This is a genomic window from Aromatoleum toluvorans (genome assembly GCF_012910905.1).
GTDB lineage: Bacteria > Pseudomonadota > Gammaproteobacteria > Burkholderiales > Rhodocyclaceae > Aromatoleum > Aromatoleum toluvorans.
Genome location: NZ_WTVN01000003.1, coordinates 21,771 through 47,765, shown reverse-complemented (window position 1 = coordinate 47,765; position 25,995 = coordinate 21,771). Strand labels below are relative to the sequence as shown.

Annotated in this window: 25 protein-coding genes and 2 tRNA genes; 11 read left to right on the top strand and 16 right to left on the bottom strand. The window is 65.8% G+C overall.

Annotated elements, in window-relative coordinates:
- Positions 1 to 11 precede the first annotated feature (11 nt).
- Genes GPA22_RS03220 through GPA22_RS03210 form a run of 3 tightly spaced genes read right to left on the bottom strand, consistent with a single transcriptional unit; the run spans position 12 to position 3,339 of the window.
- Complete coding sequence (locus tag GPA22_RS03220; protein WP_169254662.1) at positions 12 to 1,046, bottom strand: CobW family GTP-binding protein; 1,035 nt, start codon at positions 1,044 to 1,046, stop codon at positions 12 to 14.
- Positions 1,047 to 1,073: 27 nt separating this feature from the next.
- On the bottom strand, positions 1,074 to 1,268 hold the full coding sequence (locus GPA22_RS03215; protein ID WP_169254661.1) for a CstA-like transporter-associated (seleno)protein: 195 nt from the start codon (positions 1,266 to 1,268) through the stop codon (positions 1,074 to 1,076).
- 4 nt (positions 1,269 to 1,272) lie between these two features.
- Positions 1,273 to 3,339, bottom strand: coding sequence for a carbon starvation CstA family protein (locus GPA22_RS03210; RefSeq protein WP_169254660.1), 2,067 nt, complete (start codon positions 3,337 to 3,339; stop codon positions 1,273 to 1,275).
- Positions 3,340 to 3,581: 242 nt separating this feature from the next.
- On the opposite strand from GPA22_RS03210, the gene GPA22_RS03205 reads away from it, so the two are divergent.
- Positions 3,582 to 4,952: a cache domain-containing protein gene (locus GPA22_RS03205; RefSeq protein WP_169254659.1), complete on the top strand. Its 1,371-nt coding sequence runs from the start codon at positions 3,582 to 3,584 to the stop codon at positions 4,950 to 4,952.
- Positions 4,949 to 5,593, top strand: a complete 645-nt coding sequence (locus GPA22_RS03200) for a response regulator (RefSeq protein WP_169254658.1) — start codon at positions 4,949 to 4,951, stop codon at positions 5,591 to 5,593. The genes GPA22_RS03205 and GPA22_RS03200 overlap by 4 nt, the downstream gene beginning before the upstream one ends.
- A gap of 12 nt (positions 5,594 to 5,605) precedes the next feature.
- Here GPA22_RS03200 and GPA22_RS03195 read toward each other — a convergent pair whose 3' ends face one another.
- The 10 genes from GPA22_RS03195 to GPA22_RS03150 all read right to left on the bottom strand — a co-directional run bounded on the left by GPA22_RS03195 (position 5,606) and on the right by GPA22_RS03150 (position 13,693).
- Complete coding sequence (locus GPA22_RS03195; RefSeq protein WP_169254657.1) at positions 5,606 to 6,511, bottom strand: DMT family transporter; 906 nt, start codon at positions 6,509 to 6,511, stop codon at positions 5,606 to 5,608.
- A complete protein-coding gene (locus GPA22_RS03190) occupies positions 6,508 to 7,218 on the bottom strand; it encodes an ABC transporter ATP-binding protein (RefSeq protein ID WP_169254793.1) in 711 nt (236 codons plus the stop codon). Before GPA22_RS03190 ends, GPA22_RS03195 begins: the two co-directional genes overlap by 4 nt.
- Positions 7,218 to 8,045: an ABC transporter ATP-binding protein gene (locus tag GPA22_RS03185; RefSeq protein WP_169254656.1), complete on the bottom strand. Its 828-nt coding sequence runs from the start codon at positions 8,043 to 8,045 to the stop codon at positions 7,218 to 7,220. Before GPA22_RS03185 ends, GPA22_RS03190 begins: the two co-directional genes overlap by 1 nt.
- Positions 8,042 to 9,343, bottom strand: a complete 1,302-nt coding sequence (gene livM / locus GPA22_RS03180) for a high-affinity branched-chain amino acid ABC transporter permease LivM (RefSeq protein ID WP_169254655.1) — start codon at positions 9,341 to 9,343, stop codon at positions 8,042 to 8,044. The genes GPA22_RS03185 and livM overlap by 4 nt, the downstream gene beginning before the upstream one ends.
- Positions 9,343 to 10,257: an ABC transporter permease subunit gene (locus tag GPA22_RS03175; protein ID WP_169254654.1), complete on the bottom strand. Its 915-nt coding sequence runs from the start codon at positions 10,255 to 10,257 to the stop codon at positions 9,343 to 9,345. Before GPA22_RS03175 ends, livM begins: the two co-directional genes overlap by 1 nt.
- Positions 10,258 to 10,413: 156 nt before the next feature.
- Positions 10,414 to 11,511, bottom strand: a complete 1,098-nt coding sequence (locus tag GPA22_RS03170; protein ID WP_169254653.1) for a branched-chain amino acid ABC transporter substrate-binding protein — start codon at positions 11,509 to 11,511, stop codon at positions 10,414 to 10,416.
- Entirely contained in the window at positions 11,508 to 12,167 is a 660-nt protein-coding gene (locus GPA22_RS03165) for a GntR family transcriptional regulator (RefSeq protein ID WP_246264033.1), read from the bottom strand. Before GPA22_RS03165 ends, GPA22_RS03170 begins: the two co-directional genes overlap by 4 nt.
- Positions 12,168 to 12,337: 170 nt before the next feature.
- Entirely contained in the window at positions 12,338 to 12,550 is a 213-nt protein-coding gene (locus GPA22_RS03160; protein ID WP_169254652.1) for a hypothetical protein, read from the bottom strand.
- A gap of 28 nt (positions 12,551 to 12,578) precedes the next feature.
- Positions 12,579 to 12,977 carry a thioredoxin family protein gene (locus GPA22_RS03155; RefSeq protein ID WP_169254651.1) on the bottom strand — a complete coding sequence of 133 codons (399 nt, stop codon included), beginning with the start codon at positions 12,975 to 12,977 and terminating at the stop codon, positions 12,579 to 12,581.
- 104 nt (positions 12,978 to 13,081) lie between these two features.
- Positions 13,082 to 13,693 carry a hypothetical protein gene (locus tag GPA22_RS03150; protein WP_169254650.1) on the bottom strand — a complete coding sequence of 204 codons (612 nt, stop codon included), beginning with the start codon at positions 13,691 to 13,693 and terminating at the stop codon, positions 13,082 to 13,084.
- Positions 13,694 to 13,885: 192 nt separating this feature from the next.
- Here GPA22_RS03150 and GPA22_RS03145 point away from each other — a divergent pair, with 192 nt between their 5' ends.
- Positions 13,886 to 15,076 carry a PQQ-dependent sugar dehydrogenase gene (locus GPA22_RS03145; protein WP_169254649.1) on the top strand — a complete coding sequence of 397 codons (1,191 nt, stop codon included), beginning with the start codon at positions 13,886 to 13,888 and terminating at the stop codon, positions 15,074 to 15,076.
- 14 nt (positions 15,077 to 15,090) lie between these two features.
- Here GPA22_RS03145 and GPA22_RS03140 read toward each other — a convergent pair whose 3' ends face one another.
- Complete coding sequence (locus GPA22_RS03140) at positions 15,091 to 15,519, bottom strand: acyl-CoA thioesterase (RefSeq protein WP_169254648.1); 429 nt, start codon at positions 15,517 to 15,519, stop codon at positions 15,091 to 15,093.
- A gap of 239 nt (positions 15,520 to 15,758) precedes the next feature.
- Here GPA22_RS03140 and GPA22_RS03135 point away from each other — a divergent pair, with 239 nt between their 5' ends.
- Entirely contained in the window at positions 15,759 to 17,903 is a 2,145-nt protein-coding gene (locus GPA22_RS03135; protein WP_343035936.1) for a DUF1631 domain-containing protein, read from the top strand.
- 148 nt (positions 17,904 to 18,051) lie between these two features.
- The gene (locus GPA22_RS03130; protein WP_169254646.1) at positions 18,052 to 18,987 is read left to right on the top strand and encodes an HDOD domain-containing protein; all 936 of its coding nucleotides are present in this window, start codon (positions 18,052 to 18,054) and stop codon (positions 18,985 to 18,987) included.
- Positions 18,988 to 18,996: 9 nt separating this feature from the next.
- Here GPA22_RS03130 and GPA22_RS03125 read toward each other — a convergent pair whose 3' ends face one another.
- Positions 18,997 to 19,506, bottom strand: a complete 510-nt coding sequence (locus GPA22_RS03125) for a hypothetical protein (RefSeq protein WP_169254645.1) — start codon at positions 19,504 to 19,506, stop codon at positions 18,997 to 18,999.
- 213 nt (positions 19,507 to 19,719) lie between these two features.
- Between GPA22_RS03125 and GPA22_RS03120 the strand changes: the two genes are divergently transcribed.
- The 3 genes from GPA22_RS03120 to gltX all read left to right on the top strand — a co-directional run bounded on the left by GPA22_RS03120 (position 19,720) and on the right by gltX (position 21,428).
- Positions 19,720 to 19,794: transfer RNA gene (locus tag GPA22_RS03120), tRNA-Val, on the top strand.
- Positions 19,795 to 19,821: 27 nt separating this feature from the next.
- Positions 19,822 to 19,896 (top strand) — tRNA-Val (locus GPA22_RS03115).
- Between the two features lie 134 nt (positions 19,897 to 20,030).
- Complete coding sequence (gene gltX / locus GPA22_RS03110; protein WP_169254644.1) at positions 20,031 to 21,428, top strand: glutamate--tRNA ligase; 1,398 nt, start codon at positions 20,031 to 20,033, stop codon at positions 21,426 to 21,428.
- A 24-nt stretch (positions 21,429 to 21,452) separates the two neighbouring features.
- Here the strand turns inward: gltX and GPA22_RS22595 are convergent, their stop codons facing one another.
- Positions 21,453 to 21,974: a hypothetical protein gene (locus GPA22_RS22595; protein ID WP_211168905.1), complete on the bottom strand. Its 522-nt coding sequence runs from the start codon at positions 21,972 to 21,974 to the stop codon at positions 21,453 to 21,455.
- Between the two features lie 150 nt (positions 21,975 to 22,124).
- Between GPA22_RS22595 and GPA22_RS03100 the strand changes: the two genes are divergently transcribed.
- The 3 genes from GPA22_RS03100 to bzdO all read left to right on the top strand — a co-directional run bounded on the left by GPA22_RS03100 (position 22,125) and on the right by bzdO (position 25,968).
- Positions 22,125 to 23,021, top strand: coding sequence for a helix-turn-helix transcriptional regulator (locus GPA22_RS03100; RefSeq protein ID WP_169254642.1), 897 nt, complete (start codon positions 22,125 to 22,127; stop codon positions 23,019 to 23,021).
- Positions 23,022 to 23,497: 476 nt separating this feature from the next.
- Positions 23,498 to 24,637: a benzoyl-CoA reductase, bzd-type, subunit N gene (gene bzdN / locus GPA22_RS03095; protein ID WP_169254641.1), complete on the top strand. Its 1,140-nt coding sequence runs from the start codon at positions 23,498 to 23,500 to the stop codon at positions 24,635 to 24,637.
- Between the two features lie 26 nt (positions 24,638 to 24,663).
- Positions 24,664 to 25,968 carry a benzoyl-CoA reductase, bzd-type, subunit O gene (bzdO, locus tag GPA22_RS03090; RefSeq protein WP_169254640.1) on the top strand — a complete coding sequence of 435 codons (1,305 nt, stop codon included), beginning with the start codon at positions 24,664 to 24,666 and terminating at the stop codon, positions 25,966 to 25,968.
- The last annotated feature ends 27 nt before the right edge of the window (positions 25,969 to 25,995 follow it).

Below are 25,995 nucleotides of genomic sequence, written 5' to 3'. Positions count from 1 at the left end.
CGCGCCGGACATCACGCGGCGATCACGCAGTCCGCGAAACCGGCGCGCAGTTCGGCCTCGGGCAGCCGACGGCCGATCAGCACGATGCGCGAACGCCGCGCGTCGTCGTTCCATTCTGCACCGTAGTCGAATCCGGCAAGGCGGTGCACGCCCTGGAAGACGAGCTTGTTCGCCTGATCGGGGATCGCGAGCACGCCCTTGTAGCGGAGCAGGTCGTCGCCGTGGCGGTCGAGCAGGCCCTGCACGAAGACGCCGATGCGGTCGAGGTCCACGTCGCCCGCATGTTCCAGCAGCAGCGAGCCGATCTCGTCGCTGTGCGCGGTTCCGCCGAACAGCTTTCCGCCCCCCTGCGCGGCCGGGCGAAAGCGCGGAGCCGCAGGGGCTTCTTCCGCGAGCAGGTTCTCGTTGAGGTTGAAGCCACGGATGTCGAGCAGGAAGCCGATATCGAGCTCGCCCGCGACAAGCTGGCGGATCGGCGCGCGCGGGTTGATGCGTACGAGCCGTTCGAGCAGCGCGTCGAGCGCCTCGGCCGCGATGCCTTCGCCCTTGGATACCAGCAGGCGGTCGGCGAAGCCGATCTGCTTCAGCAGCACGGGGTGCTCATCGAGCTGCCGGGCGACATGAACGGCATCGACGACCGTGAGCACGGCGTCGAGGAGATAGGCGTCCGCGAGCTCGGGCTCGGCGAAGAAAGTCTGGATCACGGGACCGGGGTCGGCGAGGCCGGTGGTCTCGATGACGATGCGGTCGAAGGCGAGCTCACCCGCGTCGCGCCGTGCCTTGAGATCGACGAGATTCCTCGCCAGATCCCCACGCACGGTGCAGCACAGGCAGCCGTTGGTCATTTCGACGACTTCCGCGCTCTGCTGCACGAGCAGTTCGCTGTCGATATTGACCGGCCCGAACTCGTTCTCGATCACCGCGATGCGGTGGCCGTGGGCCGTCGTCAGGATGCGGTTCAGCAGCGTCGTCTTGCCGGCGCCGAGAAAGCCGGTGAGGACCGTGACGGGAACAGGGACGGCGGGGGAGGGGTTGGGGTGTTGCATGCTCGATCCTTGGTCCGTCACGGTGCCTCAGCAGCAGCGGCCGGTGCCGCCGTTGTAGCGCGCTTCCTGCCGCTCGCGGAAGAATTCCTCGTAGCTCATCACCTGGCGGTCCGGGTGCGTCGCCTTCATGTGCGCGACGTAGGTGTCGTAGTCGGGCAGGCCCACCATCAGGCGGGCGGCCTGCCCGAGATACTTGCCGAGCTTGGAGAGGTCGTTGAACACGGGCTTACGCCGCGGCGCTCTGCGACGCCGCCGGTGCGCCGACTTCCTGCGTCGTCGGGTGCGCAGCGCGGTACGCCTGCCAGCACGAGCGCACGCCGTACACCAGGATGCTCACGACGACCAGCATGAAGAACAGCGACAGGCCGGCGTCGATCTGGTTGTTGAGGATGATCTGCTTCATCTGGCCGACGTTCTTCGCCGGCGCGAGCAGTTCACCCCGATCCAGCGCAGCCTGGTAGCGCGACACCTGCGCGAGGAAGCCCACCTTCGGGTTCGCGTCGAACAGCTTCTGCCAGCCGGCGGTCAGCGTGCAGGCAAGCAGCCAGATCGTCGGCACGACGGTCACCCATGCGAAGCGCTCGCGCTTCATCTTGAACAGCACGACGGTGCAGAGGATCAACGCCACGGCGGCGAGCATCTGGTTGGAGATGCCGAAGAGCGGCCACAGGGTGTTGATGCCGCCGAGCGGATCGACGACGCCCTGGTACAGGAAGTAGCCCCAGGTCGCGACGCACAGGGCGGTCGCGATGGCATTGCCGACCCACGAGTCGGTGCGCTTCATCGCCGGCACGAAGTTGCCGAGGAGATCCTGCAGCATGAAACGGCCTGCGCGGGTGCCCGCATCGACGGCGGTGAGGATGAAGAGCGCCTCGAACAGGATCGCGAAGTGGTACCAGAAGCCCATCATCGCGGTGCCGCCGAACATCACCGAGAAGATCTGCGCCATGCCGACCGCGAGCGTCGGCGCACCGCCGGCACGGGCGATGATGGTGTTCTCGCCGACTGCGGCGGCCGTCTGCGTGAGGACGTCGGGGGTGACGACGAAGCCCCAGTTGGAGATGACCTGCGCGGCGCTTTCGGCGGTGGGGCCGAGCACGGCGAGCGGGCTGTTCATTGCGAAGTAGATGCCCGGATCGATGATCGAGGCAGCGACCAGCGCCATGATCGCGACGAAGGACTCCATCAGCATGCCGCCGTAGCCGATCAGGCGCGCGTGCGATTCATTCTCGATCATCTTCGGCGTCGTACCCGACGAGATCAGCGAGTGGAAGCCGGATACCGCACCGCAGGCGATCGTGATGAAGAGGAAGGGGAAGAGGTTGCCGGCCCAGACGGGGCCCGTGCCGTCGATGAAGCGCGTGACGGAGGGCATCTTCAGCTCGGGGGCGACGAACAGGATGCCGATCGCGAGGGCGGCGATGGCGCCGATCTTCAGGAAGGTCGACAGGTAGTCGCGCGGCGCAAGCAGCAGCCACACGGGTAGCACCGAGGCGATGAAGCCGTAGGCGATCAGCATCCACGTGAGCTGCACGCCGGTGAACGTGAACAGGGGCGCCCAGGTGGGGCTCGCGGCGACCTGGCCGCCGCCGATGATCGCGGCCATCAGGCCGATGAAGCCGATGACCGACACTTCACCGATGCGGCCCGGGCGGATGTAGCGCGTATAGAGGCCCATGAAGATCGCGATGGGAATCGTCGCCGCGACGGTGAAGGTGCCCCACGGGCTCTCGGCCAGCGCCTTCACGACGATCAGGGCGAGCACCGCGAGGATGATCACCATGATCAGGAAGGTGCCGAAGAGTGCGATGACACCGGGAACGGCGCCGAGTTCGGACTTGACCAGGTCACCCAGCGAGCGGCCGTCGCGGCGCGTGGACACGAACAGCACCATGAAGTCCTGCACCGCGCCGGCGATGACGACACCGGCGAGAATCCACAGCATGCCCGGCAGGTAGCCCATCTGCGCCGCCAGCACGGGGCCGACCAGCGGGCCGGCGCCGGCGATGGCGGCGAAGTGGTGGCCGAACAGCACGTACTTGTTGGTCGGCACGTAGTCGAGGCCGTCGTTGTGCCGGTAGGCGGGGGTCATGCGATCGGGGTCGAGCGACATCACCCGCTTCGCGATGAAGAGGCTGTAGTAGCGGTAAGCGATGAGGTACACGGAAACCGCGGCGACGACGATCCACAGGGCGTTGATCGTTTCACCGCGATTGAGTGCGATATATGCGAGCGCGAAAGCGCCGAAGATGCCGACAAGCGCCCATAGCGCATGTCTCGACAGCGTGGCCATTTATACTCCTCCTCTCTCCGGATAGGCCGTTGATTCAGGCTCTGGTCTTACCGGATCTGGTCCCGGGTCCCGGCACCCCTGTGCCGGGGATCACGCGGTAATGTCGCGGATCGGCGCGCACCGGGCCATTCGCACTACTACTTTCAGGGTCTGCGTAGTTCTACGCAGACGCGCCGCGCAAGGGCGCCGGGTGAGGGTTCCGGCGCATTACAATCGCAGGCGAATCGAGGGGAGAGTAGCACTTGCGTCTCAAGTACAAAGTCATCGTCCTGGCCGTGCTGCCGCTCATCGCGGCAGTGGCGGCGATCGCGATCATGGTCGCGGTGCAGGCGCGCGACCTGGAGCGGCAGCAGGAGGTCGTGCTGAACGAGGCAATGATGGCCGCCAAGCGCGCGGAGTTGCAGCATTATGTCCAGCTCGCGCAGACCTCGATCGACCACCTGTATTCCTCGGGCCGCGACGACGAAGCGACCAAGAACGAGGCCAAGCGCATCCTCAGCGAGATGAACTACGGCGACGACGGCTATTTCTTCGCCTACGAAATCAGCGGCCTCAACATCGTCCATCCGCGCCAGTCCGAGCTCGTCGGCCGCAACCTGTGGGAGAAGCAGGATTCCGAGGGGCTCCCGGTCATCCAGCGCCTGATCGCGGTGGCGACTTCCGGCGACGGGTTCCTCCCGTACAAGTGGAACAAGCCCTCGACGGGCAAGGAAACCGCCAAGCTGGGCTATGTCGTGAAGCTCGATCGCTGGGGCTGGGTGCTCGGGACGGGTATCTACCTCGACGACGTCGAAACCATCCGCAGCAAGCTGCGCGACCAGATGGCGTCACGCATCGCGGCAACCGTCCTGGGCTTCACCGTCGTGGGGATCGTCGCGGCCCTGATCGTGTTCGCGGGCGGCATGGCGCTGAACATCAGCGAACACCAGCTCGCGGACCGCCGCCTGAAGGGACTCGCGCAGCGCATCGTGACCTCGCACGAGGAGGAGCGCACGCGTGTCGCACGCGACCTGCACGACGGACTCAGCCAGTTGCTGGTGTCGGTCAAGTACCACCTCGAACTCGCGAAGGAGCGGGCGCTCGCAGGGCGTGACGACGTCGCGGAACACATCGGCAAGGGACTCGATGGCCTGGGGGTGGCGATCGGCGAGATCCGCAGCATTTCGCACAACCTGCGGCCCTCGCTGCTCGACAACCTCGGCCTGCCGGCCGCGCTGCAGCAGCTGCTCGACGAATTCCGCGTGCGCACCGGCATCGTCGTCGATGCCGACATCGCCAGGGTCGACCTGTCGGCCGACGTTGCCGGGGCGACGACGCTGTATCGCATCGCGCAGGAAGCGCTGACGAACATCGAGCGCCATGCCGACGCGCACCACGTCCGCCTGACCCTGGCGTCCGGACGAGGCACCGTGCACCTCGTGATCGCGGACGACGGACGCGGCTTCGACACGGCTCGGATCGATTACCCCCGCAGTGGCGGAATCGGCCTGCGCAACATGCGCGAGCGCATCGAACACCACGGCGGACAACTTGCGGTCAACTCGATGCCGGGACACACCGCGCTCAGGGCAGTACTGCCATGCCCGAATGCGAAGAAGGGGAGCTTGTCATGAGCGATACAACCGGGCCCGGCGCAACGATTCGCCTGCTGCTCGTCGACGACCATCAACTCGTCCGTGACGGCCTGCGGGCGCGGCTGGGCGACATTCCGGAGATCGAAATCGTCGGCGAGGCCGCCAACGGCCGGCAGGCGCTGGCGGCCGCCGAGGCCCTGCGGCCGGATCTTGCGCTGGTCGACATCGGCCTTCCCGACATCAACGGCATCGAGCTGACCGAGGCACTCGCGCGGCAGCGCCCCGAGCTGCGCGTGCTGATCCTGAGCATGTACGACAGCCAGGGTTACGTGATGTCGGCGATGCGCGCCGGCGCGCGCGGCTATGTGCTCAAGGATGCCCCGTCGGCGGAGATCATCGCGGCGATCCGGGCGGTCGCGGCCGGGGGCGCCTATTTCAGCAGTGCCCTGACCGCCGCGCTGTCGACGCAGGCGGACGACGCGGCAACCTTGACCGAGCGCGAGCGGGAAGTGCTGATCCTGGTCGCCCAGGGCGACAGCAACAAGCGCATCGCGCAGAAGCTGGACGTCAGCGTGCGCACCGTCGAGACGCATCGCCTCAACCTGCGCCGCAAGCTCGGCATCGAGACGGCGGCGGGGCTCGCCAGCTACGCCCTCAAGCGCGGCTGGATCAGGGGCTGAAACGAAGGTCGATCAGGACTTCTCGCCGCGCGCCGCGAAGTAGATGCCCGCGAGCAGCAGCGCGAACCCCGCGAACTGCAGCGGCGCGAAGCCCTCGCCGAAGAGGACGAAAGCCATCGCTGCGCTGCACACCGGCTCGCCCAGGGTAACCACGGCGACGAAGGTGGCCGAAACATGCCGCAGCGACCAGTTGTACGCTGTGTGTCCGAGCAGCTGCGGGCCAAGCGCCATGCCGGCAAGCATTGCCCACGCAGTCGTGCCGAAACCGCTCAGCGGGGCCCCCGACGCGCCGCTCGCGCCGGCCAGCAGCACTGCGGCCGCGCCGTAGGCAAGCCATACGTAGGCGGGCAGGGGCAAACCGGCGCGAAGGCGCCTGCCGATGAGCAGATAGGCGGAAAAGCACCACGAACCGGCCAGCGCGAGCACATTCCCCAGCACCGGATTCGCCCCGGCGCTCACGGTCTGGCTGTCGCTCCAGAAGATCAGCAGACTGCCGCCGAATGACAGTGCGATGCCGCCCAGCATCATGCGGCCCGGCCGCTCGCCGAACAGCACGAAGGACACCAGCCCGATCCACAGGGGATTGGTCGTGACCAGCGCGGTGCTGGAGGCGACCGAAGTGTATTCGAGCGAACTGACCCACGTCGCGAAATGCAGCGCGAGGAAGAAACCGGCCGCCAGCGCGAGCAGGCACTGACGCCGGTTCAGCTCCTTGAGCGCGCGGTGAGACTGGAACAGCGCGACGGGCGTGATGATCAGCGCCGCCAGCCCCAGCCGCCAGGTCGCCACGGTGAACGACGGAACCCCTTCGCCCTGGGCCAGGCGGGCGAAGATCGCGCCGAACGAAACGGCGAGCAGCCCGATGCCGAGCACGGCAAAGGGCAGCCAGCGGGGCGGGGCGGCGGCGCGATCGGTCAATGCCCGCCTTCCAGGTAGGCCGCGCGCACCTCGGGGCTCGCGAGCAGTTCCTGCCCCGTCCCCGCCAGCACGATCTCGCCGTGCTGCAGCACGTAGCCGCGATGGGCGACGCGCAGCGCGTGGTGCGCGTTCTGCTCGACCAGCAGCACCGTCATGCCGTGCTCGGTGTTGAGCTCGCGGATGATCTGGAAGATGCGCTTGATGTAGATCGGCGCGAGGCCCAGCGAGGGTTCGTCGAGCAGCAGGAGCTTCGGCCGGCTCATCAGCGCGCGGCCGATCGCGAGCATCTGCTGCTCGCCGCCCGAAAGCGTGCCGGCACGCTGTGCCGCACGTTCCTCCAGGATCGGGAACATCGCATACACGCGCTTGATGTCGGCGTTGAAGTTCGCCGGATCGGCGAAGGCCGTGCCCATCAGCAGGTTCTCCAGCACCGTCATGCGCTGGAAGATGCGGCGGCCTTCCGGCACGATCGCGATCCCGCGGCGCGAGATCAGGTGGCTCGGCACGCGCGTGATGTCCTCGCCGTCGAACACGATACGCCCCCGTGATGCGCCCGGCTTGCCGAACAGGCTCATCATCAGCGTCGACTTGCCCGCGCCGTTGGCGCCGATCAGCGTCACGATCTCGCCGACCTGCACCTCGACGTCGATGCCGCGCAGCGCGTGGATATGGCCGTAATGGGCGTGTACGCCCTCCATGTGCAGCATCATGCGGCTTTCTCCCCGGATGCGGTTTCCTCGTCATCCTCGCCGAGATAGGCCTTGATGACTTGCGGGTCGTTGCGGATTTCCTCGGGCGTGCCTTCGGCGATCTTGCGGCCGTAGTTGAGCACGCAGATGTGGTCGGACACGTTCATCACCACGCTCATGTCGTGCTCGATCAGCAGGATCGCGATGCCTTCCTCGCGGCACAGCGACAGCAGCAGCGTGTTGAGCTCGGCCGATTCGCGCGGGTTGAGGCCTGCCGCCGGCTCGTCGAGGCACAGCAGTACCGGATCGACGCACAGCGCACGCGCGATCTCGATTCGCCGCTGCGTGCCATAGGGCAGATCGCCGGCGGCAACGTCGGCGATGTCGGTGAGGCCCAGGCGCTCGAGCCAGTGCGCGGCCGTCTTCAAGGCCTCTGATTCCGCCTTGCGGTAGCCCGACAGCCGGAAGATACCGGCGATCGAGAAGCGCGAGGCCTCCTGCAGGAAGTTGTGCTGCGCGACGATCAGGTTCTCCAGCACCGTCATCTTCGGGAACAGGCGGATGTTCTGGAAGGTGCGCACCACCTGCGCATCGCGGGCGACGCGGTGGCCGGTCATCGTCTCCAGGCGCATCTCGCCCTTCTTCGGATGCGCGAGGCGCACGCTGCCGACCGTCGGCTTGTAGAAGCCGGTCAGGCAGTTGAAGAAGGTCGTCTTGCCGGCCCCGTTCGGGCCGATGATCGCCGTGATCTTGCCGGCGGGCACCGACACCGACAGGTCGTCGATGGCGGTGAGGCCGCCGAAGCGCATCGTCAGGTTCTCGACGGAGAGCAGGGTCGCGCTCATGCTTCACCTCCCGTGGCCGCGGCCTTGTTGAGACGGATCGTGGGTTCGCGCGACGCGAGCAGGCCGCTCGGCTTCCACACCATGATCAGCACCATCGCCGTGCCGAACATCAGCATGCGGTACTCGGAGAAGTTGCGGCCCAGTTCCGGCAGCAGCACCAGCACGAGGGCCGCGAGCACGACGCCGAGCTGGCTGCCCATGCCGCCCAGCACGACGATCGCGAGGATCGTCGCCGACTCGGTGAAGGTGAAGCTCTCGGGCGAGATGAAGCCCTGGCGCGCGGCGAAGAACACCCCGGCGAAACCGCCCAGCATCGCGCCGATCGCGAAGGCCGACAGCTTCACGTTGGTCACGTTCATGCCCATCGCCTTGCACGCGATCTCGTCCTCGCGCAGCGCTTCCCACGCGCGGCCGACCGGCAGCTTCCTCAGGCGCGACACGAACACGTTGGTGAGCAGCGCCAGCACCAGGATCAGGTAGTACAGGAAGATGATCCGGTGCATGCCCGAGAAGTCCAGCCCGAAGAAGGTCGCGAAGCTCTGCGTGCCTTCTGCCGGATTGCGTTCGAAGGGCAGTCCGAACAGCGTCGGGCGCGGGATCGAGCCGATGCCGTTGGGGCCGTTCGAGAGCTCCGTCCAGTTCACGAGGATCACGCGGATGATCTCGCCGAAGCCCAGCGTCACGATGGCGAGATAGTCGCCGCGCAGGCGCAGGATCGGGTAACCGAGCAGGATGCCGAAGGTCGCCGCCATCGCGCCCGCCACCGGCAAGGCCTCCCAGAAGGTCCAGCCGAAATGCGAGAAGAGCAGGGCGTAGGTGTAGGCGCCGACCGCGTAGAAGGCGACGTAGCCGAGGTCGAGCAGGCCGGCGAGGCCCACGACGACGTTCAACCCCCAGCCGAGCATCACGTAGATCAGCACCGTCGTGGCAGTATCGATCACGTAGCGGTTCTCGGAGAACATGATCGGCAGTGCCACCGACGCACCGAGCACCGCCCAGCCGATCACCCTGATCGCGAGCGGCGTGCGGTCGGCCTTCGCCACCGCGGACTTCGCCGCGCGACGGCCACGGACCTGGTCCATGATCCAGCGGAAGATGAAACGGCCCGCGAAGGACACGCCGACGAAGATCGCGAGCATGCCGAAACGGGTCTGGACGGTCAGCGCGCCGCCCTCGTCGACGGTCGTCAGGCCGACCATCGGAATGCCCAGCAGCAGCGCGACGAAGGCCACCCAGGCCGCGTCCTTGAAGCGCTCGGCCGGCGTGCGCGCGTGGCGCGCGATGATGACGGCGCTCATCAGACCTTCTCCACTTCAGGACGGCCGAGCAGTCCGCTCGGGCGGAACATCAGCACGAGGATCAGGATCGCGAAGGTCGCGACGTCCTTGTATTCGGGCGACAGATACGCCGCCCAGAACGCTTCGATCAGGCCGATGATCAGTCCGCCGAGCATCGCGCCCGGCAGCGACCCGATCCCGCCCAGCACCGCGGCCGTAAAGGCCTTGATGCCCGCGACGAAGCCGATGAAGAAGTCGACCACGCCGTAGTACACCGTCACCATCACGCCGGCGACGGCGGCCAGCGCCGCGCCCAGCATGAAGGTCGCCGAGATCGTGCGGTCGACGTTGATGCCGAGCAGCGCCGTCATCGTGCTGTCCTGCTCGCAGGCGCGCTGCTGGCGTCCGAACGCGGTCTGCGTGATCAGCCAGGTGAAGGCCACCATCAGCACGACCGTCACGAGCACGATCATGATCTGGGTCCACGACACCTGAACCGTGAAGTCGGCTGTCCGCCACAGCTCGATGCCGCCTTCGATCACCGGCGGAATCGGTTTCACGCGCGCGCCCTGGGTGAGCTGCACCATGTTCTGCAGGAAGATCGACATGCCGATCGCGGAGATCAGCGGCGCCAGGCGAGTCGAGCCGCGCAGCGGCCGGTAGGCCATGCGCTCGACCGCCCAGCCGTAGGCCGACGTGAAGAAGATCGCGGTGATCAGCACCGCGGTGAGCGCCAGCGGCAGCGACGTGATGTCGAAGGCCGCCAGCAGCGTGAAGGCGGTGACCGCGATGAACGCGCTCACCATGAAGATGTCGCCGTGGGCGAAGTTGATCATGCCGATGATGCCGTACACCATCGTGTAGCCGATCGCGATCAGGCCGTACACGGCCCCCAGCGTCAGGCCGTTGATGAGCTGTTGCAATGCATATGCCACAGCAGTCTCCTTTGTCGTTTTGTGCGGATGTCTCGCGCGCGATCCCGGCGGGCAGGGCTGCGCCGAACTCACCCGGGAGATGGCGCCGCCGGCCTTTTGGACCGGCGGCGCGCAGGCCGGGCGGGTCGCCCGGCCGGTAACAGAAACTACGCGGGATTACTTGGCGGCGTAGTCGTACTGGCCGCCCTTCCACTGGTAGACGACGAAGCCGGGCTTCTTCTGGTCGCCCTTGGCGTCGAAGGAGAGATCGCCGATCACGGTCTTGAAGGTGCCGCCGCGCATCGCCTTCTCCAGATCGGCGAACTTGGTGCTCTTGGCCTGGGGCGCGGCTTCCGCAAAGAGCTGCATCGCAGCGTAGGCGTACATCACGTAGCCTTCCGGCTCGACCTTGGCGTCGCGGAAGCGCTTCACGACCGGCGCGGCGTCCGGGTTCTTGCGCGGGTCGGGCGAGAACGTGAACATCACGTTGTCGGCGTTCGCGCCCGCGGCGGTGACGAGCTCCGAGTTGGTCATCGTGTCGCCGCCCATCACGGTCAGCTTGAGGCCGGCCTGCTGCGCCTGGCGCAGGATCAGCGCGACTTCGGTGTGGTAGCCGCCGTAGGCCAGCACTTCGACGCCGGCCTGCTTGAGCTTGGTCACGATGCCGGAGTAGTCCTTCTCGCCCGCGGTGATCGACTCGCGCAGCGTCGGCTTCAGGCCCTTGGCGGTCATCGCCTTGGCCATCTCGTCGGCCAGGCCCTTGCCGTAGGCGCTCTTGTCGTCGAGCACGGCGACCTTCTTGCCCTTGAACTTGTCGGCGATGTAGCCGCCCGCGACCAGACCCTGCTGGTCGTCACGACCCATGATGCGGAAGATGTTCTTCAGGCCGCGCTCGGTGACCTGCGGGTTGGTCGACACCGTCGCCATCGGGATGTCGGCCTCGACGTACACCTCGGAGGCGGGAATCGTCGAGCTCGAACACCAGTGGCCATGCATGAACACGACCTTCTTGTTCACCATCGTGTTCGCGACCGACACCGCCTGCTTCGGATCGCAAGCGTCGTCGCCGACTTCGAGCTTCAGCTTCTGACCGAGCACGCCGCCCTTGGCGTTGATGTCGGTGATTGCCATCTCCGCGCCGCGGCGGATCTGGTCGCCGGCCGAGGCGTACTGGCCGGTCATCGGGCCCGCGATCGCCACCGTCAGGTCGGCGTGGGCGAGCTGGGCCTGCGCGCCGAGCGCGAGGAAGGCGGTCGCAATCAGGGTCTTCTTCATGTGTTTCCTCCGTGGTGTCTGTGGTTCTTCAGGTACTGCACGAGCGACGCCCCCGCATCGAGCACATGGGCCCGCGTCAGGGACGCTGCAGCGTCGGGGTCGCGCCTTGCGAACGCATCGAGGATCGCGCTGTGTTCGCTTTGCGTCTTGGGCATCTCGGTCTGCGCCGTCATCGCGAGCAGCGCGCGCACATAGCGTTCCAGCTTGTCGTACAGCGCGCGGATCTCGGCCAGCAGGATGGGCCGGTCGGCGTCTGCATACAGTGTCGAGTGGAACAGCCAGTTCAGTTCACCCCAGCGTCCGGGGTCCTGCGACGCGCCGAACTCCGCAAGCTTTTGGCGTGCGTCGTTCAGGCGTTCATCGCTGATCCGGGCTGCAGCGAGCCCGGCTGCGCGCGCTTCCAGCAGCGCGCGGATGTCCATGTATTCAAGGATCTCGGCCTGCGACAGGCCGGCCACGACAGCACCACGGTTCTTCGCAAAGCGTACCAGGCCTTCCGCTTCCAGCCGCTTCAGTGCCTCGCGCACCGGAATCTTGCTGACATGGAAACGGGCCGCGATCTCATCCTGGCGCAGCACCTCGTCGGTCGCGAGATGCCCCCCGACAATCGCGTCGCGCAGCGAACCGGCAATCTGGTCGGATGCCGAGAGCCGCAATACGCGCGGGACTGCGAGTTGTTCGAGTGGCGATGCCATGGATGGGTTTTGCGTAAGATCGTATACGTTATACGGAGCGGTGCGAAAATTACCTGCCCCCGGAACGGAATGCAAGCTGCACTGCAATATAACGATCTGCCGATGCTTCGCCCGTGCGCCGGGCGCCCGCGTCAGCCTACGGGAAGCTGCAGCTCCGCCCACATCACCCATTGCCCGCAGGCGTTGCGCGGGCTGCGCAGGGTGCCGTGCCACGGCCCCTCGTTGCACGCGCCGCGCGCGTCGTCCTCGTACTCGACTTCGCCCGGATTGGCACCGGGTTTGCGCGCACCACCCCAGCGTTTGCAGGAAACGCAGCGCTTGCGGTCGGCGGGCTGGACGGACATGGAAGGTGAAACGGAAAGGAAAGCGCGGTCAGGCAGCCTTGCGCGCGAGATGCTGTTCAAGCGCGGGGCGAAGATTGCATTCCCGCTGCCACGCGCGCCGTTCGTCGTTGGCGAACGCGTAGGCGCGCGCCTCCTCGTCGCCGAGGGCGGTGAGCGTTTCAAGCGTGCGCTGCAGGAAGACGTGCTGCGGCAGCATCGTGCCGAAGAACAGCACCACATCCCCGCGCTGGATCAGCAAGGTGGGGAAGTTCTCGATGTCGAGGTCGCCGGCGACGTCCGCATCGTCCTCGACGTCCACCCAGTGGAACGCGGCCTGCGGCCATTGCCCTGCGAGCGCCTCGAACCCGGCGCGATACTCGCGACAGGTCCCGCACCATTCGGCGCACAGGCAGACGACGAGCAGTTCGGGCAGGGCAGGGGCGTTCATCGACGGAGACATTCGGTGCAGTAAGCCCCGAGGCTAGCATATCCGGCCCCCGGCACGCGCCCTTTGTCCGCGTCCGGTCCTCTGCCCGCCCTGCCGGGAGCGGATCAGTTGCTCGCGCTGACGCGGAATACGGCCGGATCGTCGCCGTGGTCGATCAGGATCCTGCGTACCCGGTCCTGCCACATTTGCCCGAAACGGCTCGTCAGCTCGGCGGCGTCGGGCCCGTGAAGGCAGCGCATCAGCAGTTCGGGCATCTCCGGATCGGCCGACACCGACGAGAGATCCGCCTGCGCATCGACGGCTGCTCCCGTGTCGACGCGTGTAAACCTCATCGCCAGCGGCACATCGGCAGCGAAATCCAGCAGCCCGCGGCGCACGAACCGGCCGCCGAGCCCCTTGAACCCGCCGTCGTGCGCGGCGCCCGTCAGCAGCGTGACGACGCTCGCGATGACGCCGGTGACGCCCTCGTCGATACGCCCCCGAAACGCGACCCGGATGCCGCCGCGCTCGGGCATCTCGTCCCGATACAGCGCCCGCAGGGCATGCGCGGTGAGCATGTAGGCCGAGGCCACGGTCGGGCAGGAGTGGCCGGCGAGCTTCACCGCGTCCTCATAACCGTAAGCGATCACGCCCCCCGCGCTCGCACCGAGAAACGCCGCGAGCGGATCGCGAAGCTCGATTCGTCTTGCGTCAGCGAAAAAATCGGGAAAACCCATCTGCGACCTCGTATCCTTCGGAGTGTTGTCGGGGGCCGCGCACTGGTCACGCGGCGTCGGGTTCGGGCATCGCCGCCCATTCCCTCACGTTTCAAGGATCTCAACAAGGCGGGGCGCGTCTCATTGATACCCGTCAAATCCGGGGTCAAACGCGCGATCCGGGATTTCGGGTTTCCTGCGAGGGAGATTTCCATGCATCGATTCTCGTCGTCACCTCCGACCGCGCCCGGCGTACGCGCAGGCCGATGGGGGCGCTGGCGGGGCTGCGTCGCCACGTGCTCGCTGATCGCGTTCTTCGGCCTTCCCCCTGTCGCAGAAGCGCAGACGGTCGTGCGCAGCGAAGCGGGGCCGGTGCGCGTTACCGAAGTCGCGCGCGGACTGGAAACGCCCTGGTCGCTCGCCTTCCTGCCCGACGGAAACATGCTGGTCACCGAACGCCCGGGACGCCTGCGCATCGTATCGCCCGACGGAAAGCTTTCCGCGCCGATCCTGAACGTCCCCCGGGTTCATGCCGCAGGGCAGGGCGGCTTGCTCGACGTCGTCATCGGGCCGAACTTCGCCCGCGACCGCCTCATCTGGCTGTCCTTCGCACAACCGACATCGAAGGGCGCACGCACGGCAGTCGCCCGCGCACGGCTGGACGACACCGCCCGCAGCCTGCAGAACGTCGAGGTCGTCTTCGCCCAACGCGAAGATCCCGATGGCCGCAACCACTGGGGATCGCGCCTGGTGTTCGACCGCGACGGCAACCTCTTCGTCACCCTCGGCGACCGCTTTTCCCACCGGGACAGCGCGCAGGATCTCGCGAGCCATCTCGGCAAGATCGTCCGCATCCGCCCCGACGGCGGCATCCCGCCGGACAATCCCTTCGTAGGCAAAGCCGGTGCCCAACCGGAAATCTGGTCCTGGGGCCACCGCAACGTCCAGGGCGCGGCGCTGCACCCCGTCACCGGAAAACTGTGGGCGCACGAGCATGGGCCGCAGGGCGGAGACGAGGTAAACGTGGTCCGCGCCGGCGGCAACTACGGTTGGCCGGTCATCACCTACGGCAAGGAGTACGTCACCGGATTCAGCATCGGCGAGGGGACGGAACGGGCCGACGTGGTGCCGCCCGTCCGCGTCTGGATCCCCTCCATCGCGCCGTCCGGAATGACGTTCTACACCGGCGACGCGTTTCCGAAATGGAAGGGCAGCCTCTTCGTCGGTGCGCTGCGCGGCCAGCTGCTCGCGCGGCTCGAACTGGACGGCGAGAAGGTCGTCCGCGAGGAGCGCCTGCTCACCGAACTGGGCAAACGGATTCGCGACGTGCGCCAGGGGCCCGACGGGAAACTCTATCTCCTCGACGAAACCGACGGCCGGATCCTGCGGCTCGACCCCGGCTGAGCAGGGCACCCGAATCAGGCGGCCGTGGCCCGCTCCGCGAAACGCCCCGGCACCGGCGCTATCCTGCGCGCCGCGTAGTCGAAGAACACGAACCCGATCTTGGCCCGGGCAACCTCCCGCCCGCCGTCGCGATCGCGCACGCGGCAGACGAGATCGGCACCGTACTTGTTGAAGTCGTCGGCCGCCATGTCGAAGACCAGCGTCTCCCCCTCGAAGGCCTCCGATACATACTGGATGGCCATGTCGGCGACGATCGTCCCGACCCCTTCGACGTTCTCCTGCGTGTATCCCAGGCTGGCGAAATAGGCCATGCGCGCTTCGGAGAGCAATACCACCAGCTGCGCGTTGTCGACATGGCCGGCCCAGTTGACATGATGTGCGCGTACCGGGATTTCGGTCGCGAACGTGAAACGCTCGGGCAGGTCGATCTTGATTCGTGGCATGTGAATATCGCTAAAGAGTTTTCGCTCCGGTCCGTAATCATTATACGGAGCACTCCCCCGCGGCGATGTCCGCAGATTTCGCGGCGCACCGGGCGCCGACGGCCCGCATGGCGCGTCGCAGCGTCGTTTCGTGGGTGACGGGGTGCAAAAATGTGTCAAACTGAATAAGTTTTTGCTTCATCCGGAAGCGGGCGACATCATCGCCCTTGTCCCGTACCGCCATGAAAGCGGAGCATGTCGTGATCAACGAACATTTAACGCGCCAGACCGGAGTACCCGACGCCTTCCGTCCGCATCAGGGTGTCCTGCTCGAATGCCGCGACTTCGTCGGCCAGCGCGTGCGTGAAGCGCTCGCGCGGTCGGTCGGCGAGCTCCGCGACGAACTCCAGGCCCGCCGACTGGCCGCGAAGAACGCCGAGGAAGCCCAGAAGCTGATCGAGTTGCTGGCACTTCTGCACACCATCGGAGCGGAAATCGATCGCACTTTCAGCACGGGGTTCGAGGACCAGTTCCAGGAACGGGCCAAGACCTCCAATGCCGCGAGCACCTTCTACGAGAGCGGGAGCGAGATGGGTTTCTTTCCGGAGCTCAAACTGGTCGACGAAACGGAAATCGACACCACGATCGCCGTGAAGAATCTCGCCACGCGCCTCGAACGGGCGTGCGAAGCCGAAAACCAGGACCTCCAGACCCGGGTCGCCTTCATGCTCGGCGAAAGCGACATCGATGGGGCTGCGAATCCGATCGGACCAGCGGCGATCTGCGAAGCGCTCAAGAACATCTGCTGGGAGCAGGACGCGTCGGGCGGGCTGCGCGCGACCGCGCTCGAGCTCCTGGTCGGCCGACTGGCCGGAGAGATGTCGACCGTCTATCACGACGTCAATGCGCTGCTGGTGGCGCGGCGCGTCATGCCCAACGTCCGCCCCCGGGCGCGCCGTGGCAAGGCCTCGCAACGGATGGCCGCGCGCAAGGACGTGGTGCTCCCCGGAGAACCCGATCCGTCGGACCTCGTGAAGCAGATCTTCACGGCCAAGGCGGCTGCAGTCGAAAAAAACGACTGGAAACAGCGCACCGGAACGTCGGACCTCATGCAGTTGCTGAACGGCCTGCAGCAAGGGCAGGGCGACCTGCAGTTCGGCGGCCAGAGCTTCGCCCTGCCGGCCGGCGTGGACGCGACCGGCAACATCATCAGCGCGCTGATCGAGGCCGGGCTCAGCAAACAGGCAAATTCCATCGACGGCATCGTCATCGATGTCGTCGCCACCCTGTTCGATTACATTTTCGACGACTCGCGCGTCCCCGATGCAATGAAGGGGCTGATCGGGCGTCTGCAGATCCCGGTGCTGAAGCTTGCCATGATGGATCACGGCTTCTTCTCCAACCGCGCCCACCCGGCGCGACGCCTGATCAACTCCCTCGCGCAGGCGAGCGTGACCTGGGATGGCCCGCTGACCGAGGACAGCTCGCTGTATCGCACCGCCGAAGGGGCCGTCGTCCGCATCCAGAACCAGTTTGCGGAAGACGCGAGCGTGTTTGCATCCTGCCTGCAGGAGTTCGAGAACTACCTGACCGAGCAGGAGCGTTACGCCGACGAACGCGCGGCCACCCTGACCGAGCGCCTCAAGGAACGCGAGCGCATCGACCTCGCCCGCAAGGTCGGTGAGGACGCGATGGCGGGCCATCTCGCGAACGAAGAACTTCCTGCCGTCGTGCGGGACTTCATCCGCGACATCTGGACGCGGGTGCTGGCACATGCCGCGCTCGAGAGCGGCGCCACGAACGCGCCGCCGGCCAACAGCGAACGCTGGACCAGCGCCATCACCGCAAGCGCCGACCTCGTGTGGAGCGTCCTGCCCAAGCAGAGCATGGAAGAGCGCCAGCGCATGGTGAAGCAGCTCCCGGTGATCCTGCGCAACCTGAAGGCAGGAATGACGACGGCGGCGATCGACGAGGTTCGCCAGAAGGCGTTCTTTTCCGAACTCGTGCAGTGCCACGCCGCCGCGCTGAAAGCCCCGATCGCCTCCGCGCCACCGCCGGCACCTCCGCCCCCGCCGAATGCGCCGGCACGTCGGGCCGGGCCCTTGCCGGGCCTTCAGCCCATCGGCGACGATCCCACCCCGGAAATGCTCGAACTCGACCTTCTCACCCGTGGCAGCTGGGTGGAGCTCAGGGACGAATCCGGCGAAGTGCGTCGCGTGCGCCTCACCTGGATCAGTCCCGCGCGGACCATGTATCTGTTCGCGAATCGCCAGGGACAGCGCGCACTCGCCCTGACGCGCGCGGAGCTGACGCGACGCTTTGCGAACGGGGAGGCGACAACCGCCGATCAGGAACCGCTGCTGGACCGCGTCGTGGACGACGTGCTGGACGAGCTGCGAGGCTGAACGTTGGAGCGGAAAGGGCGGCCGGCGGAGCTAACTGCCCGCGGCGCGGCCGAGCTGCAGGACAGGAAGAAGAACCACGCAGGCGCACGCTGGCGCCATCGATACGGCAACAACGCCAACCGCCTGCGCATCACTAGAGAGAACGTGAATGAATTCAGCCAGCACCCAGCGTGATCGCGGACAGGTGACCGGAAACATCCGCGACTTCCTGCTCGCTGCGGATGAACTCCCGAGCCCGCGCGGTGCCGCGCTGAAGCTGATCGAGCTCGCCCGCGACCCCGAAGTCCGCATCGACGCCGTCGTGCGCGTGATCCGCTCGGACCCCGCGCTCTCAGGCTTCGTGCTGCGCGCGGCGTCCGCCGCCCGCTTCGGCCGCACCGAGCGCTCGCTGGATCTCCAGCAGGCCGTGATCCGCCTGGGCATGAACATCGTGCGCGCCCACGCCGTCGCGCTGTCGCTGGTCGCGAACCGGCCGAAGGTGACCTCGAAGCGCTTCAATTACAACGCGTTCTGGACCACGTCGCTCCTCACCGCAGCCGTGATGGAGTCCGTGGCCGCCCACCGCGGCGATCTACCCGCTGCGGAAGCGTTCACGCTGGGGCTGCTGAGCGAGATCGGCACGCTCGCGTTCGCCACGGCCGCGCCCGCGACCTTCGACCTCACCCTGGAACAGGCCGCGCGCGTCTCCGAACCGGTCGAAACCGCCGAGATCGCGACCTTCGGTTTCGACCGGCACGAACTATCCGCCGTCCTGCTCGCGGATTGGGGCATCCCGACAGCGCTCGCCGATGTCGTGTACTGGCAGCGCGATCCCGAGGGCGGCGGCTTCGATCCCGAATCGCGCTCCTACCGGCTCGCCTGCGGCCTGCAGCTCGCAACCCGGCTTTCGGAAACCTGTCTGGCCGCGCAACCCGATGCCGAGACGGTGGGTACGGTCTATCTGCGCGCTGCCATTCTCGACCTGACGCCGGAAGAGACGCGCAAACTCGCCATGGATGCGCTGGCGGAACTGCCGATATGGACGGATCTGGTGCGCCTGCCCAAACCCGTCATCACGGCCCTGCCCTCGTCGTGGGTCGATTGAGGTTTCCCCTCAAAGCACCTTGAGCAGGTCGTTGCGCAGATCTTCCGCCCGGCGCCGGCCCGAGCGGCTGTCCACGATGAGCCGATACCACTCGGGGTAGAGGTCGCGCAGACCCTCGTGCGAATCCGCCGAGTTGATGTTGCTCATCAGCGAGATCGGGCCGTACAGGCTGCAGAAGTTCTTCAGCGTGTTGATCATGAAGTTCCGCGCCATTTCGAGTTCCCTGGCATTGCGTGCCGCGGGCAGCTCGCGAAACGCCGTGATCGAGGGCAGGGGCTCTACAGGCTCCTGGCCGGCCGCGGATGCGGATTCCGGTCGGGACACTTCGATCATCCCGAGTTCCTCGAGCGATCCCAGCGTATGCGTCAGATCATCCGCCGCGACCAGCTCGCGCAACTCGCTGACGGTGCGCCGGCCATCGACCAGAATCAGCACCCTGCGCACACGCGGCGACAGCCCTCCGCTGCGGCTGACGAATTCTTCCTGTCCCTTCGCGGTCTTCGCGAAAACCACTCCCATTTGATTGTCTCCTGATTATTTTTCAACAACATCCGTCGAGGGACGTCGAGTAACATTTTGGCACGATTGAGAACAAGGCGGCGAAGCCACGGGCGATCACCGCTCCGCGGCGACAGTGATACGACATATGACGGGTACTCGCCAAAGCGAATATCCTCCCGCGCTTGACGAAAGAATTCCCGTCCCACTACAATCGCGCCTCTTCGCCACACTGGGCGGTTAGCTCAGCGGTAGAGCACTGCCTTCACACGGCAGGGGTCACTGGTTCGATCCCAGTACCGCCCACCAGTCGATGACGAAGACGCACGGAATTCCGGGCGGTTAGCTCAGCGGTAGAGCACTGCCTTCACACGGCAGGGGTCACTGGTTCGATCCCAGTACCGCCCACCACAATGCAAGGCCCTGGAGCTTCGGTTTCAGGGCTTTTGTATTTTTGCGTGCGGATTCCTGCAGCCATCGCCTCCGCCGTGGCGGAGGGTCGGCGTAGAATCCGCGTCTTTAGATCCGGTCCCGAGTCCCCATCGATGGCTTCCAACGTTCGCACCCGTTTCGCCCCCAGCCCCACCGGCTACCTTCACATCGGCGGCGCGCGTACCGCGCTGTTCTCATGGGCGTTTGCACGCCGGCACGGCGGCACGTTCATCCTGCGCATCGAGGACACCGACGTCGCACGCTCGACGCCCGAGGCGGTGCAGGCGATTCTCGACGGCATGGCCTGGCTGGGGCTCGACGCCGACGAGGGGCCGTTCTACCAGATGCAGCGCATGGACCGGTACAAGGAAGTCATCCAGCAGATGCTGGCGGCCGGCACGGCGTATCACTGCTACACGTCGCCCGAGGAGCTCGACCGCATTCGCGAGGAGCAGCGCGCCCGCGGGGAGAAGCCGCGCTATGACGGCCGCTGGCGGCCCGAGCCGGGCAAGGTCCTGCCGACACCGCCGGAGGGCGTGAAGCCGGTGGTGCGCTTCCGCAACGCGGCAGAAGGCGTGGTCGCCTGGGACGACCTCGTCAAGGGGCGCATCGAGATTGCGAATGCCGAACTCGACGACCTCGTGATCGCCCGTGCCGACGGCACGCCGACCTACAACTTCTGCGTCGTCGTCGACGACCTCGACATGGGGATCACGCACGTGATCCGCGGCGACGACCACGTCAACAACACGCCGCGCCAGATCAACATCCTGCAGGCGCTCGGCGCGCAGGTGCCGCTGTACGCGCACCTGTCGATGATCCTCGGCGACGACGGCACCAAGCTGTCGAAGCGGCATGGCGCCGTCAGCGTCATGCAGTACGACGACGAGGGCTATCTGCCCGAAGCGGTCGTGAACTACCTCGGCCGCCTCGGCTGGAGTCACGGCGACGACGAGATCTTTTCGCGCGAGCAGTTCGTCGAGTGGTTCGACCTGGATCACATCACCCCCTCGGCCGCGCAGTTCAACACTGAAAAGCTCAACTGGCTGAACGCGCACTACATCAAGCAGGCCGACAACGCGCACCTTGCGGCCGAGGTCTCGCGCCGGCTTGCCCGCCGCGGTGTCGATCCCGAAACGGGGCCCGAACTGGAATCGGTTGTCGCGCTGTACAAGGAGCGTGTCGCCAATCTCAACGAACTGGCCGACTCGGTCGAGCTGTACTGCGTCGAGGTGCATCCGGCGCCCGAACTCATCGCGCAGCACCTGGGCGAGGCGGCACGCATCGCGCTTGCGAGCCTGAAGGCGCGCTTCGAATCCGCTCCGTGGGAGAAGGCCGCGCTCAACCAGGCGATCAAGGACACGATGGCCGAACATGGACTGAAGATGCCCCAGGTCGCCATTCCGCTGCGCGTGGCAACGCTGGGCGTGGCGCAGACGCCGGCGATCGACGCCGTGCTCGAAGTGCTCGGGCGCGACCGCGTACTGGCCCGGATGGCCCGCTACGTCTGACGCTTGTTTGCAGCGTGCGGCCGTTCAACCGGCCGCAAAGCATTCCGTGAAGTGCCGATCGCGCAGGGTGCGCGCGCGCAACTCGTGGTCGCGCTTGTAGCGGTTGCGTTTCACGTGCGTCCGCGCGTCGGCTTCGGCTCGCTCGGCACGCTGGAGATAGCCCGCGCAGCGCGATTCACGCGCCTGCCGCTCCTTGTCGCGCAGATCCTGTTGCGCCTGCGCGCTGCGCCTCGTGGCTTCCTGCTCCGCCTCGACGGTCCTGACGAAGCGCTGCTCCTTGGCGGCCCGCTTTCGCGCTGCGGCGCGTTCTCCCGGATCGGGATCGTGCACGCGCAACTCCATGCGGTCCCCTTCAGCCTGGCAGGGGAGGGCCTGATAGGTGGCGCGACTGCCGTCGGCAACGCACTTGAACACCTGCCCGGAGTGCGCGGGTTGAACGAATGCGAAGGCGGCCGAGAAGAGGAGGGGAAGAAGGGCTCGTGCTCGATTCATGCAATTCATACATGCGTTCGCAAAAAAGCGAATGATGCCATATGCATCATCCACGATGCCACGCCCCTTTTCCCAGGCGCCTGACCGCGATTTCCTGCGGTTTGTACGAATGCCCCGAGCGACGTTTGCATGTTGCAATCTGCCCCGACCTTGCGCACTATAATTCATCGGCACTTTATTGCCGTTTTCAAGGGGTAGCCCCAAATGTCCAACGATGAAAATTCGTCGCGCCTCAAGCGTCCGGATCTGTCGGTAGAGGAAAACAACTACCTGCTGATGCTCGGCGACCGCATTCGCGACCTGCGCGCGCAGCGGGGAATGACGCGCAAGATGCTGGCGCAGCAGTCGGGCGTATCGGAGCGCTACCTTGCCCAGCTGGAAACCGGGCACGGCAACATCTCGATCATCCTGTTGCGACAGATCGCGCAAGGCCTCGGCTTTCCGATCGTCGATCTCGTGCGCGAAGAACCCGAGCAGTCGCCGGAGCTCACCCTGCTGATGCAATACCTGGGCCGCTTCCCGCCCAAGACGCACGAATGGGCGCGCCGCCTGCTGCAGAACGAACTGGAATCGACCGGACGTACGGCAAGGCGGCAGCGCATCGCTTTCATCGGCCTGCGCGGGGCCGGCAAGACGACACTCGGCACGATGCTCGCCGACCATCTCGGGGTGCCATTCCTCGAACTGGCGAAAGTGATCGAGCAGGAAGCGGGGGCGGATCTTTCGGAAATCTTCTCGCTCTACGGCCAGTCGGCCTATCGCCGCTACGAGCGGCGCGGGCTGGAATCCGTGGTCGCGAACAACGAGGCCTTCGTCCTCATCGCCGGCGGCAGCATCGTTTCCGAGCCGGCCAACTTCGACCTGTTGCTGTCGTCGTGCTTCACGATCTGGCTGCGCGCGTCGCCGGAAGAACATATGGCGCGGGTGATGGCGCAGGGCGACTACCGCCCGATGAACGGGAACCAGGAGGCGATGGAGGATCTCAAGCGCATCCTGGCTGGTCGCACGGCCATGTACAGCAAGGCCGACGCAATCATCGACACCTCCGGCCGCACGGCCGAAGAATCCTTCCTCGACATCCTCGAAGTCCTGAGCCGCTGATCCGGCCACCTTCGCGCCCATTCGGGCCTGTGCGCGCGCCGAGTGACCGGGCGCGCACTGACACGGCGCGCTCGCGCCGACACCTCCCGTAATCCCTCCGCCAACGGGTTTGGCACTGCAACATCCCGCCGGCGAGGCGGGTTTGTTGCCCGCTGCCGCATGCCCGGAAGCCTCACCGGCTTTCGCAGCGCCGCTTCCGTCGCCATCCGCATTCCATTTACCGGGCGTATGAGCACGGCGCACGTCTGCTGCAATGCACAAAATTACATATTTATTGTGCAGTGCAATGCGCATTGATGCACTTTGACACATCGAAAATGCAGTCCCGTGCATATCAACCTGCCAGTCGTTTGACTTAGGTCAACATCGCATGCACTCCAGTGCGTAACATGCGACATCATGCAGGGCCGGAACAATAATGCAGCAAGCGCGGAGTCGGGGAACGGATCCGCGAACATATCAGAGGAGATAGTTCGATGAGCGATGGTTTGTTCGACCAGTTCAAGACCTGGTACGAGAAGCGCCACGATTATGCACGCGACTGGAAGGCGCGGACAGGTGGCCAGGTGGTGGCAACGATGTGCACCTATACGCCGGAAGAGCTGCTGATCGCCGCCGGCATGCTGCCGGTGCGCGTCCTCGGCGCCCACGAGCCGCAGAACGTGACCGAGCCGCACATCTTCGGCATGTTCTGCCCGTTCTGCCGCGATTCGCTCGCACAGGGCCTGCTCGGCCGTTTCGACTACGCGGAAGGCGTCACGCTGACCCAGTCGTGCATCCAGTATCGCCAGACCTTCGGTTCCTGGCGCCTGCACGTCCCCACCGTGAAGTGGGACTACTACGTGCCGATGCCCAACGAAGTCCAGTCGCAGCATTCCCGCAAGGCCCACTACGAGGAAGTGCAATCCTTCCGCGTGTTCCTGCAGACGCTGACCGGCAAGGAAATCACCGACGCGATGCTGACGGACGCGCTGGCCGTGTGCGACGAGAACCGCCGCCTGCTGCGCGAACTGTATGAGTACCGCAAGGAAGCCGACCCGAAGGTGACCGGCGTCGAGGCCCTGTACGCATCGCTGACCGCGCAGTTCATCGACAAGCGCGAGCACAACGAGATGCTGAAGAAGGTGCTCGCTGCGCTGCCGAGCCGCAAGATGGAGCGCAAGACGGGTGCCCGCTTCATGACGATCGGTTCCGAGAACGACGACGTGGCGTTCATGGGCATGGTGGAGTCGGTCGGCGCGACCATCGTCGTCGATGACCAGTGCTCCGGCAGCCGTTACTTCTGGAACGCCTCGAAGCCTGAAGGCGACGTCATCAAGGCGATTGCCGACCGTTACTGCGACCGTCCGGCCTGTCCGACGAAGGATTACCCGGCCCACACCCGTTTCGACCACGTTCTCGGTCTGGCCAAGGACTACGGCGTTCAGGGCGCGATCTTCCTGCAGCAGAAGTTCTGCGATCCGCACGAGGGCGATTACCCGGATCTGAAGCGTCATCTCGAGGACAACGGGATTCCGACGCTGTTCCTGGAATTCGACATCACCAATCCGATCGGGCCCTTCCGCATCCGTATCGAGGCATTCCTCGAGACGCTGAGCGAAGAAGAGCTGTTCTGAACTGACGGGAAAGAGGGATAAACGCCATGGCAAATCTGTATCCGACCGAGCCGCTGAAGCTCTGGAAGAAGGCGAAGGAGCTTCGCGAGCAGTACTACATGAACTACGCCCGTGCGAAGGAGAAGGGCGGCATCCGCTGGTCCGGCTCGGCCTGGGCGCTGGACGCGATCCCCGCCGGCCTCGGTGAGGACGTCTATTCGCTGACCGGCGAGCCGTACGCCGCCGCCGTCGCCCACGACCGCAAGTTCGCGAAGGAGTGCATGGACGCGGCCGAAGCTTACGGTTTCGCTCGTGACCTGTGTTCGTACATGCGGATCTACTGGGGCGGCATGCACCTGAACAAGTACGCCTTCGGCGGCGAGTTCCCGAAGCCGGACTTCGTCTTCCAGACGCAGATCTGCTGCTCGCACTCGAAGTGGTACCAGCACGTCGCGAAGGAAGAGAAGGTCCCCGAGTTCTACCTCGACGTCGGCGTCGGTCCGTACAAGGACATGACGGACGCTCGTCTGGACTATGTCGCCAACCAGTTGCATGACGGAATCGAGTTCGTGCAGAAGGCGAGCGGCCGCGAGTTCAGCGACGAGCTGTTCATCGAGGCGGTCAAGAACGAGATGCGTTCGACCTCCCGCTGGGCGGACATCTGCGCGCTGAACAAGGTGAAGCCCGCGCCGCTCGACGAGAAGACGATGTACTCGCTGTACGTGCTCTGCACGCTGTCGAAGTCGTCGAAGTGGTGCGCCGACTTCATGGACGAGCTGTACGAGGAAGTGAAGGACCGCGTCGCCCGTGGCATCGCTGCCGTGCCGAACGAGACGATCCGCCTGATGACGGACACCCAGCCGCCCTGGTCCTTCCTGAAGATCTTCCGCTATCTCGAGACCTACGGTGCCGTTTCGATCGGCTCGCTCTACACGTTCTCGCTCGAAGGTATCTGGGAAGAGAAGGCCGACGGCACCTGGGGTGGTCGCACGCTGCCGTGGGACAAGGGCATCGAGATCAAGGATCGCGAGACCGCAGTGCGCCTGTATGCAGACTGGAACCTGTCGAAGCCGCAGTGGCAGCACTTCTACGATCCGCGCATCAAGAGCGAAATGATGCTGCGCATCATCAAGGAGTGGCAGGTCGACGGCGTGATGCTGCACCTGAACCGCGGCTGCGAAGGCCTGTCGGTCGGCATCATGGAAAACCGCCTCGCGATCGCGAAGTCGGGCACGCCGGTGATGACGTTCGAAGGAAACATGGGCGACGAGCGCGAGTTCGACGAAGTGCGTACTCAGGCACGTGTCGACGCCTTCATGGAACAGCTTGGGGTGCGCCGTCAGGCCGCCTGATCGGAAACAGAGCCAAGAGGAGACGAG

What these genes read in the sequence shown, in the direction of transcription:
- GPA22_RS03190 (WP_169254793.1), bottom strand. Translation starts at nt 7,218, where the DNA reads ATGCTGCACATGGAGGGCGTACACGCCCATTACGGCCATATCCACGCG.
- GPA22_RS03125 (WP_169254645.1), bottom strand. Translation starts at nt 19,506, where the DNA reads ATGGGAGTGGTTTTCGCGAAGACCGCGAAGGGACAGGAAGAATTCGTC.
- GPA22_RS03130 (WP_169254646.1), top strand. Translation starts at nt 18,052, where the DNA reads ATGAATTCAGCCAGCACCCAGCGTGATCGCGGACAGGTGACCGGAAAC.
- GPA22_RS03155 (WP_169254651.1), bottom strand. Translation starts at nt 12,977, where the DNA reads ATGAACGCCCCTGCCCTGCCCGAACTGCTCGTCGTCTGCCTGTGCGCC.
- GPA22_RS03170 (WP_169254653.1), bottom strand. Translation starts at nt 11,511, where the DNA reads ATGAAGAAGACCCTGATTGCGACCGCCTTCCTCGCGCTCGGCGCGCAG.
- bzdO (WP_169254640.1), top strand. Translation starts at nt 24,664, where the DNA reads ATGGCAAATCTGTATCCGACCGAGCCGCTGAAGCTCTGGAAGAAGGCG.
- livM (WP_169254655.1), bottom strand. Translation starts at nt 9,343, where the DNA reads ATGAGCGCCGTCATCATCGCGCGCCACGCGCGCACGCCGGCCGAGCGC.
- bzdN (WP_169254641.1), top strand. Translation starts at nt 23,498, where the DNA reads ATGAGCGATGGTTTGTTCGACCAGTTCAAGACCTGGTACGAGAAGCGC.
- GPA22_RS03185 (WP_169254656.1), bottom strand. Translation starts at nt 8,045, where the DNA reads ATGAGCGCGACCCTGCTCTCCGTCGAGAACCTGACGATGCGCTTCGGC.
- GPA22_RS03150 (WP_169254650.1), bottom strand. Translation starts at nt 13,693, where the DNA reads ATGGGTTTTCCCGATTTTTTCGCTGACGCAAGACGAATCGAGCTTCGC.
- GPA22_RS03220 (WP_169254662.1), bottom strand. Translation starts at nt 1,046, where the DNA reads ATGCAACACCCCAACCCCTCCCCCGCCGTCCCTGTTCCCGTCACGGTC.
- GPA22_RS03160 (WP_169254652.1), bottom strand. Translation starts at nt 12,550, where the DNA reads ATGTCCGTCCAGCCCGCCGACCGCAAGCGCTGCGTTTCCTGCAAACGC.
- GPA22_RS03210 (WP_169254660.1), bottom strand. Translation starts at nt 3,339, where the DNA reads ATGGCCACGCTGTCGAGACATGCGCTATGGGCGCTTGTCGGCATCTTC.
- GPA22_RS03145 (WP_169254649.1), top strand. Translation starts at nt 13,886, where the DNA reads ATGCATCGATTCTCGTCGTCACCTCCGACCGCGCCCGGCGTACGCGCA.
- gltX (WP_169254644.1), top strand. Translation starts at nt 20,031, where the DNA reads ATGGCTTCCAACGTTCGCACCCGTTTCGCCCCCAGCCCCACCGGCTAC.
- GPA22_RS03100 (WP_169254642.1), top strand. Translation starts at nt 22,125, where the DNA reads ATGTCCAACGATGAAAATTCGTCGCGCCTCAAGCGTCCGGATCTGTCG.
- GPA22_RS03140 (WP_169254648.1), bottom strand. Translation starts at nt 15,519, where the DNA reads ATGCCACGAATCAAGATCGACCTGCCCGAGCGTTTCACGTTCGCGACC.
- GPA22_RS03200 (WP_169254658.1), top strand. Translation starts at nt 4,949, where the DNA reads ATGAGCGATACAACCGGGCCCGGCGCAACGATTCGCCTGCTGCTCGTC.